The sequence below is a fragment of the Paenibacillus sp. JDR-2 genome, from assembly GCF_000023585.1.
Taxonomy (GTDB): Bacteria; Bacillota; Bacilli; order Paenibacillales; family Paenibacillaceae; genus Pristimantibacillus.
Window position 1 is genome coordinate 4,953,587 of sequence record NC_012914.1, and the last position, 8,914, is coordinate 4,962,500.

The following is an 8,914-nucleotide window of genomic DNA, read 5'->3' on the forward strand; positions in this document are numbered from 1 at the left end:
CTCATTACTATTTATCTGATAGCCATACTAAGCCTTGTTTTATATATATAGGGACATTCCAAGTAGTATCCTCAAGTGCATATTTAAGAGCAAAGTTAGTTTTATTAACATTAGAAGCTTTTTCCCAAGCTGAACTTTCTAGTTCAAAGATGGTATTTCCCTCAATATCAAATTGAGGTGTGTTTGCCAACATAAAAGCATCTTCAAAGCTTCTCCCAGTCGGACCATAAACAATCTTTTCCGGTGCCATCTTATCTTTGCCTTTCTTTGCAATAGATTCTACTGAGGCAGCGGTTTCTTTCAACATTTTATTAATTTCTATCATGCCATGTTCAATCTCATCTGGCACCTGATATGCAATACGAACTAATCCTTTTGTTTTCTCTGTCTCATTTTTACTCAAAAGAGCGATAGGAGAGATATCATTATTGTTAAACCAGTATTTTATGCACGCATTACTTGTAAATGTACCTTGTGAAACGAGGCATTTCTTCCTCCTAGATTGATTTGTTGATTCTACTGAATCTATGTCTGTAATAATTAATGTACGTATTTCCAAAAAATTGAGCATATATATAAAATGATGAGCATACGCTCCTCCTACCTCAATAATGGATAAGTATTTGCTTGACAGTTGTCTCACATGAGAAGATTCATTTTCAACTTTCTCAATCATTTTAGGCATCAAAATTCTTTCCGTTGGACCTTCGATTAAAATAGCCTTGTCTGCAAAGAAAAGATCACATTTTGTTAAGGTTAAGTACTTATGTAAAAACTCCTTATCTCCATTTTGAGAATCGTTATTAAAGCCTAAATTAAGATCCTTGACATGTGTATTCATCTCCTTATTCAGGAAGTACCGAATTGAATCAAAGGATGCTTCATTAGCAATATGCGTAGAATGTGTTGTTATAACAAATTGAACCGGCCAAGGCTGGCCACTATTAAACTGTCGTGAGAATTCATCAGCAATTTCTGTGAGCTTCCTAATAAATACCTCCTGCATTTGTGGATGCAAATGGGCTTCCGGTTCTTCAATAAAGATGAGATGAAAGTTCGCAGCAGTTTTTCTTGCTTTATACATTTTGAAGAATTCAAATAAATGGAATAGGATATATATGAGATTTCTGGACCCCAATCCATTATAGGCTTCAGGTAAATTCACTCCATTTATTCCTGGATAATTCACCTTAGTGTGGTTCTCCAATAATCTCTTTACGTCAAGTGTTGTTTCGGTAAGCAACGGCAAAGTACTAAGTCCTGGATATCCAAATAACGAAAGTGCCGGAAGTAGCTTGTTCACGTGCTGATTAAAATCAGAATCAATTTTCAATTGGATCTCTTTTACGGCGCTTTCCAATAGTGATACTGTCGTATTATCTGCTGATTTTGAGTTATCCGACTTAGCTATATCTAACATGCGTTCTACAATTCCTCCTAGTATGTCTCTATCTTTATAAGTCGTATCATCTAGGCCCCTTTGAGCTTGTATAAATCCTGTTTGCAACAATTCCCTAAATAGAGTTAAATCCAACTTTTTTTGATTTGAACTGTCTTGAGGGTCAATTGCATACACAGATGTCGAATATAACAGTGGAACTCTTTCTTTAATAACTCTATAAAAATTCATTTTCTCTATTTCTGTTTTATCAGGTTCTCCAGTGTATTCTATGTCACCATATAATGAGGAGATTTTCCCATCTGACAGCTGGTATCTTAGCAATGTGACACAATGAGTCGAGTCTGGATCTAAGTCGATCACAAATTCACCCATTGGTCCGAAGTTATCAGTTTCAATATCATACTTAAGCGAAAGGGTAACTTGTATGTAAGGAAGTACTTCACGAATTTGTTGGTCTTCTTGTCCTTCTTTCATAAGTAAGAAAGCTCTCCAAAAATCTTCGTGAACTGGAATTGAAAAATCTTCAAGTTTAAATTTTGCGGTCGTATCGGATAATAGTCTCCTAAACACCTCAGTAAATGAGGTTTTACCTGAGTTATTTCGACCTACAATAACCGTTGTTTTCTCATCCAGTGTAATCTCAGCATCATGTAGCAATCTAAAATTCTTAATTTTCACCTTTTCAATACGCATAATATACTCTCCTCAAAAATCCACTTTTTTCAAGTAATTCGTCATTTCTCGGCATTCTCCTTCCCATATCTCCTATGAAACGCGATACTCCGAATAAGATTAAAAACTAAAAAGAGAGAGGGTTATCCACCCTCTCTTTAAGTAGGTCATTCTCACTTCTTCGCCTTATAAAACTCATGATACAGCTTCATCAGCGCTCTCTTCTCAATCCTTGACACATAGCTCCGGCTAATCCCTAGCTCTTTCGCGATCTCCCGCTGAGTCCGCTCATCTCCCCCATGATCCAGGCCGAACCGGCCGCGGATCACTTCCTGCTCCCGCTCGTCGAGAATATCAAGATTACGGTAGATTTTGCTTTTCTCAATCTTCAGCTGCACCCGGTCCACGACATCATCGGCTTCCGTGCCGAGGATATCGATCAGCGTAATTTCGTTCCCCTCTTTGTCCGTGCCAATCGGGTCATGCAAGGATACGTCCTTGCGCGTCTTCTTCAGTGACCTTAAATGCATAAGTATTTCATTCTCAATACAACGAGCTGCGAACGTGGCGAGCTTCGTCCCCTTACCTGTTTGAAAGCTTTCGATCGCTTTAATCAATCCGATCGTTCCGATCGAAATCAGATCTTCGAGGTCCTCGCCCGTGTTGTCGAATTTTTTTACTATATGGGCTACCAAGCGAAGGTTATGTTCAATAAGTAAGTTGCGCGAATGAGCATTACCCTCTGCCATCAATTGCAAATGCTTCATTTCTTCCTCTTCATGCAGTGGCTGCGGGAAAGCATTATTTTTCACATAAGATACAAGCAGTGATAACTGCTTAATGAATAGCGCTATAGCTGCAAACAACCCCATACTGTACACCCCCATGCTGTAGTGGAAAGACTCCGTACAATGCCATCCTCCGGCTCATTATTACGTCAGTTCTACATTGTATGTGGGCATAGGCCTAAGTGTGCATGTACAGTATCGGGTGTTCATTTTTTAAACAATAACCATCCTCTTCTTACTCACTCCATAAAACACGAAAATAATTTACTTTCCATAAATTCCTTGATTTAATTTGTGATTGGGTGATAGAATTATCCCTTAGGTCTTAAGAACTAATATATAAAGGAGACAATTATGTTTAAGAAAATCGCACTCTTACTGATGATTTGTATGCTGGCTTTCCAACTCCCTACCCTGGCATCCGCTCAATCTTACTCTCAAATCTGGGTTGACGGACAGAAATTATCCTTATCGCAAGCACCGGTTGTTGTAAATAGTACAACCTTCATCCCGGTCGCGACCGTATTAAAAAAGATGGGTTTAACCGTTGAATTGGAATCCGGAGATACCATTAAGGCAAGTAAAAAAGGCATTGTCATGAAAATGAAGACAGGAAGCAAAATTGCAAACGTCAATGGGATTACCGTCATCTTGGATGAACCCATTAAGGCTATTAACGGAACAACGATGGCACCATTGCGCTTCATCACGGACAGTCTAGGGGCAACCGTTTCAATTACGGGGAGTACGATATCCATATCAACCGCCAATAAAGCAACGATGTACACTTTCGGTGATTTGCCGATTCTCATTTCCGGCGATTACGCCCGCAACTTAGATAATAAGAGCTATCTTGATTTAAAGATCGTCGATTTCTTCTACAACCCGGCGTCCGGTGAAATTCAAGATATTGATTACTTGTCCTATGTCATTGGATTCGAGGCTAAGAGCACAAAGAAATACAATACCAACAATATGGAAGTCGGAAATACGACGTACCTGAACAACTATGTGTACATCGGCAGCGTTGTGAAAAGTCTTGAGGATTATGATAATAACGTCCTAATGAACAACAATTACAGCAAAGTAAGGTCGTATTACTATTCCCAGAGTTATTTGTCCAAGGTGACTCCAATCATTAATGCAAACAAAGGTTCAGCAGAAACGGATTTAAAAAACGAACTGAAGGCAAATAACAATGTCCCGCTTAAGGTAACGACTGCAACGATTTCCTACGACGTTCTTGGCTACCCCGAGGTTAATCTAACCGTTAAAAATCTCACAACAAAGACAGTAATAGCCTATGAGATGAACCTGCGGCTATACGATGATTTTGACAGGTCCGTCAATTGGGCCGGCAGCAATCTATTCAAGGGTATTTCGCAAGGGAATTACATCAAATCAGGCCAGTCGCAAACAGACACCTGGGATCTCTACCTGTACGACTTAACCACGCAGGCGAAGCATATAAAAATCACGGCAGTGAAGTTTTCAGATGGAAGCTCATGGAAGGCCTGATTCATTTCGTTTAGATTGGGTAAACTACCTTAAGACTTGGAATGTTAGCCGAGGAGGTTGTTGATTCATGAGCAGACGATATAAGCATAATGATGAATACGATGAGTTCTATAACGAAACATCCAATACGGTAGCCGGGATCAATACGCCCAAGGATCATGAGGACTCCGGTCCTCTCGACATGGTTAGCGAAGCCGTCGAAGAATTTATGGAGAATGTACAGCATACTTTCGACGGACATCATGAGCATCGTGAGAACCATGATGAAGAATAGAGAATAAAGGGTTGTTCTTTCAAAAGAACAGCCCTTTATATTTTCTCTTCACCAATCGCAGAACAAATCCATACTTTGTGGTAATTCCATCTAACAGGCGTGAAAGTTGTCATTGACAAAAAAAGTTGCACTGGTACAATAAATTTAAGAAACAATGAAATCTGCCCTGCATACTCCTAAGTATGTGGTTTTTTTAGACAGAAAAGTTGCACTAGCGCAACAATATTAGCTAAGGAAAAGACAAGAGGTGATTTTCATGATGGAGACATCCGTTACGCAGTCGCAAGATGAAGCTTGGCGTACACAAGGTACGCAGCCATCTTTGCCAGAAGTACATCGCTCGCTCCGCATACCAACCAAAGGCTCTTGGTTGAAAAAGTTATTGGCCTTTTCCGGACCTGGCTACCTGGTAGCCGTAGGTTACATGGATCCGGGTAACTGGGCAACGGATATAGCCGGAGGCGCGATGTTTGGTTACACGCTGCTCTCGGTTATTCTGATCTCCAACCTGATGGCCATTCTGCTGCAGGCATTGGCAGGGAAATTGGGTATCGTAACGGGGAGAGACCTTGCGCAGGCCTGCCGGGATCACTACAGTAAGCCGGTTGTCTTTACGTTATGGCTGCTATGCGAGCTGGCTATCGCCGCCTGTGATTTGGCCGAGGTTATCGGCTCAGCAATTGCGCTAAATTTATTATTTGGCATACCGCTGATTTACGGGGTAATAATAACCGTATTAGACGTCTTTATTGTCCTGCTTTTGCAGAACAAAGGCTTTAAGTATATCGAAAGACTTGTCATTGTTCTAATTTTTACAATTGGTGCTTGCTTTATCACCGAGATTTTTCTGGCGAAACCGGATGCGCCTGCATTGTTCGCTGGATTAATTCCAAGCCATCATATTGTCACTAACCCCATGATGCTGTATATTGCTATCGGTATCCTTGGCGCTACCGTCATGCCGCATAACTTGTATCTGCATTCGTCTATCGTGCAAACCAGACGTTACGAGCAGACGGAGCTTGGCAAACGGGAAGCCATTAAATACGCGACATGGGATTCGTCGATCGCCTTATTCTTTGCCTTATTTATTAACGCAGCCATTCTGATTATTTCTGCGGCTACCTTCCACAAAGCAGGTATGACCGAGGTTGCCGAGATCAGCCAGGCGTATGACCTGTTGACTCCACTTCTTGGTACAGCTGTTGGTTCCATTCTATTTGGGGTAGCGCTCCTGGCTTCCGGCCAAAACTCAACGCTAACGGGTACGCTAGCCGGTCAGATCGTCATGGAAGGCTTCTTGAACATCCGGATGAAGCCTTGGCTGCGCCGCCTTGTGACACGGCTTATTGCAATCATTCCGGCCGTAATTGTTACCGCGATATCCGGTGAAAGCGGTACGGCGCAGCTCTTGATTCTAAGTCAGATAATTCTGTCGTTCCAATTGTCCTTTGCCGTCGTTCCGCTCATTCAGTTCACCAGCGACAAGAAGAAAATGGGTAATTTCGCTAATCCGCTATGGATGAAAATACTCGCTTGGTTTGTAGCTACTATTATTATCGTCCTTAACGTCTTCCTGCTCTACAAAACCTTCTTTGGTTAAAAAGAAAGCCTGCCGTTTACGATTTCGTAAAGGCAGGCTTCTTTTATTCGACGGTTATTTCGTGAAGACGTGATTCCCTATCTTTACGGTTACCGGGCGTGACTTCATCCACTGGGAATTCGTGATTTTCGGGTTGTAGAAATACAAAGCTCCATGCGTAGGATCAATCCGCTTTGCAGCATCTTTGGCAGCATCCAATGCGCTGACCGTCGGCATCTTCCAGAACTGCCCGTTGCTAACTACGCTAAACGCGCTTGGCGCAAAAATAACCCCTCGGATAGTACTCGGAAAGCCGTTTGTTTTTGCGCGGTTCAAAATAACAGCCGCTACGGCAATCTTCCCTTTGTAGCTCTCTCCCCCAGCCTCCGCGTTAACAACTCTCGCCATGCGGGACAAGTCAGAACGATCTACGGTTACTTTGTGCAAGGCGTGCAACGTTATGGAGCCGGCTACACCATCCGGCTTCAAGCCAGCGCCCTTCTGAAAAGCTGCCACGGCAGACTTCGTTGAAGCGCTAAAATAACTCGTAATATTCCCTTTATAGTAATCCAACATATAAAGTCTTTCTTGCAAATCCTTAACCTCTGTCCCTTTGCTGCCTACTTTTAACGATGCAGCTGACGCCTCCAAAGGCAGGCAGAGGATAGATGCTATCAGCATCGATAAGACGAGTGTACCAAGCTTTCGTTTCATTTATGCGATCCCTCCAGTATGTATGCTTGCTTGTCTTTAGACTCGCGTTTCCCGAGTTTACCATAACTATCCTGAACAAATGGTTTTCATAGAATTTTCTAATTAATTCTAATTCAACTCTCATAATTCATAATAATTAATGAAGATTAACTCGTTACTCCATAATAATTCGTATTTATATTGATATTAAAGTGGGTATTGCTCAATACAAATGTTTACAAATTGCAATCTGAAAAACAAAAAAAGCCCGCCGATAATCGGCAGGCTTTCCTATGTATATGGCTTGCGCCTTCAAAACTGGATGCGAAAGTTTGAGTTCCTTAAGTGTTTCCGGTTTCACCGGGGCCCCCGCTAAGTACTCGGATTCAACTCCGAAGCATTTGCTTCACTTTGTGGGGTATTTTTAGGATAAGCCCTCGACCGATTAGTATTCGTCAGCTCCACACATTGCTGTGCTTCCACCCCGAACCTATCAACCTCGTCGTCTTCAAGGGGTCTTACTAATTGGGAAATCTCATCTTGAGGGGGGCTTCACGCTTAGATGCTTTCAGCGCTTATCCCGTCCGTACTTGGCTACCCAGCGGTGCTCCTGGCGGAACAACTGGTACACCAGCGGTACGTCCATCCCGGTCCTCTCGTACTAAGGACAGCTCCTCTCAAATTTCCTGCGCCCGCGACAGATAGGGACCGAACTGTCTCACGACGTTCTGAACCCAGCTCGCGTACCGCTTTAATGGGCGAACAGCCCAACCCTTGGGACCTACTTCAGCCCCAGGATGCGATGAGCCGACATCGAGGTGCCAAACCTCCCCGTCGATGTGGACTCTTGGGGGAGATAAGCCTGTTATCCCCAGGGTAGCTTTTATCCGTTGAGCGATGGCCCTTCCATTCGGTACCACCGGATCACTAAGCCCGACTTTCGTCCCTGCTCGACTTGTTGGTCTCGCAGTCAAGCTCCCTTATGCCTTTGCACTCTCCGAATGATTTCCAACCATTCTGAGGGAACCTTTGGGCGCCTCCGTTACATTTTAGGAGGCGACCGCCCCAGTCAAACTGCCCACCTGACACGGTCCCCGAACCAGTTTCATGGTTCCAGGTTAGAACTCCGATACGATCAGGGTGGTATCCCAACGTCGCCTCCACACAAGCTGGCGCTCATGCTTCTCAGGCTCCCACCTATCCTGTACAGATCGTACCAAAGTCCAATATCAAGCTGCAGTAAAGCTCCATGGGGTCTTTCCGTCTTGTCGCGGGTAACCTGCATCTTCACAGGTATTAAAATTTCACCGGATCTCTCGTTGAGACAGCGCCCAAGTCGTTACGCCATTCGTGCGGGTCAGAATTTACCTGACAAGGAATTTCGCTACCTTAGGACCGTTATAGTTACGGCCGCCGTTTACTGGGGCTTCGGTTCACAGCTTCGGATTGCTCCTAACCGCTCCCCTTAACCTTCCAGCACCGGGCAGGCGTCAGCCCGTATACTTCGCCTTACGGCTTCGCACAGACCTGTGTTTTTGCTAAACAGTCGCTTGGGCCTTTTCACTGCGGCCCCCTCGGGCTATTCACCCTACCGAGGCACCCCTTCTCCCGAAGTTACGGGGTCATTTTGCCGAGTTCCTTAACGAGAGTTCTTCCGCGCGCCTTAGCATGCTCTGCTCGCCTACCTGTGTCGGTTTGCGGTACGGGCACCTAGATCTAACTAGAGGCTTTTCTTGACAGCCGGAGTACATGACCTTCGCTACTGCAATTTTCGCTCCCCATCACAGCCTAGCTTACGCGAGTTGCGGATTTGCCTACAACTCTGCCTCACTGCTTGGACGGACTATTCCATCAGTCCGCGTCACTGCCCTTCTGTGTCACCCCATTGCTCAAACAATCTTCGGTGGTACAGGAATTTCAACCTGTTGTCCTTCCACTACGCCTTTCGGCCTCGCGTTAGGTCCCGACTTACCCTGAGTGGACGA

6 protein-coding genes and 1 rRNA gene (1 of these 7 only partly in view) are annotated in these 8,914 nt (G+C 44.0%); 3 read left to right on the forward strand and 4 right to left on the reverse strand.

The genetic code is table 11. From position 1 onward, the window contains the following. Positions 1-7: 7 nt before the first annotated feature. Positions 8-2,095 carry an ATP-dependent nuclease gene (locus PJDR2_RS21695; RefSeq protein WP_015845869.1) on the reverse strand — a complete coding sequence of 696 codons (2,088 nt, stop codon included), beginning with the start codon at positions 2,093-2,095 and terminating at the stop codon, positions 8-10. Positions 2,096-2,247: 152 nt separating this feature from the next. Next, entirely contained in the window at positions 2,248-2,946 is a 699-nt protein-coding gene (sigK, locus tag PJDR2_RS21700; protein WP_015845870.1) for an RNA polymerase sporulation sigma factor SigK, read from the reverse strand. Between the two features lie 270 nt (positions 2,947-3,216). Between sigK and PJDR2_RS21705 the strand changes: the two genes are divergently transcribed. The 3 genes from PJDR2_RS21705 to PJDR2_RS21715 all read left to right on the forward strand — a co-directional run bounded on the left by PJDR2_RS21705 (position 3,217) and on the right by PJDR2_RS21715 (position 6,257). Then, positions 3,217-4,380 (forward strand): copper amine oxidase N-terminal domain-containing protein, encoded by a 1,164-nt coding sequence (locus tag PJDR2_RS21705; RefSeq protein ID WP_015845871.1) that lies wholly within the window; start codon positions 3,217-3,219, stop codon positions 4,378-4,380. A gap of 67 nt (positions 4,381-4,447) precedes the next feature. Beyond that, positions 4,448-4,654, forward strand: a complete 207-nt coding sequence (locus PJDR2_RS21710) for a hypothetical protein (protein ID WP_015845872.1) — start codon at positions 4,448-4,450, stop codon at positions 4,652-4,654. Between the two features lie 256 nt (positions 4,655-4,910). Continuing rightward, positions 4,911-6,257, forward strand: coding sequence for an Nramp family divalent metal transporter (locus tag PJDR2_RS21715; RefSeq protein WP_015845873.1), 1,347 nt, complete (start codon positions 4,911-4,913; stop codon positions 6,255-6,257). Between the two features lie 54 nt (positions 6,258-6,311). Here the strand turns inward: PJDR2_RS21715 and PJDR2_RS21720 are convergent, their stop codons facing one another. Then, on the reverse strand, positions 6,312-6,950 hold the full coding sequence (locus PJDR2_RS21720) for a cell wall hydrolase (RefSeq protein WP_015845874.1): 639 nt from the start codon (positions 6,948-6,950) through the stop codon (positions 6,312-6,314). A gap of 404 nt (positions 6,951-7,354) precedes the next feature. Continuing rightward, positions 7,355-8,914: ribosomal RNA gene (locus PJDR2_RS21725) — 23S ribosomal RNA — on the reverse strand; it runs 1,373 nt beyond the window's last position.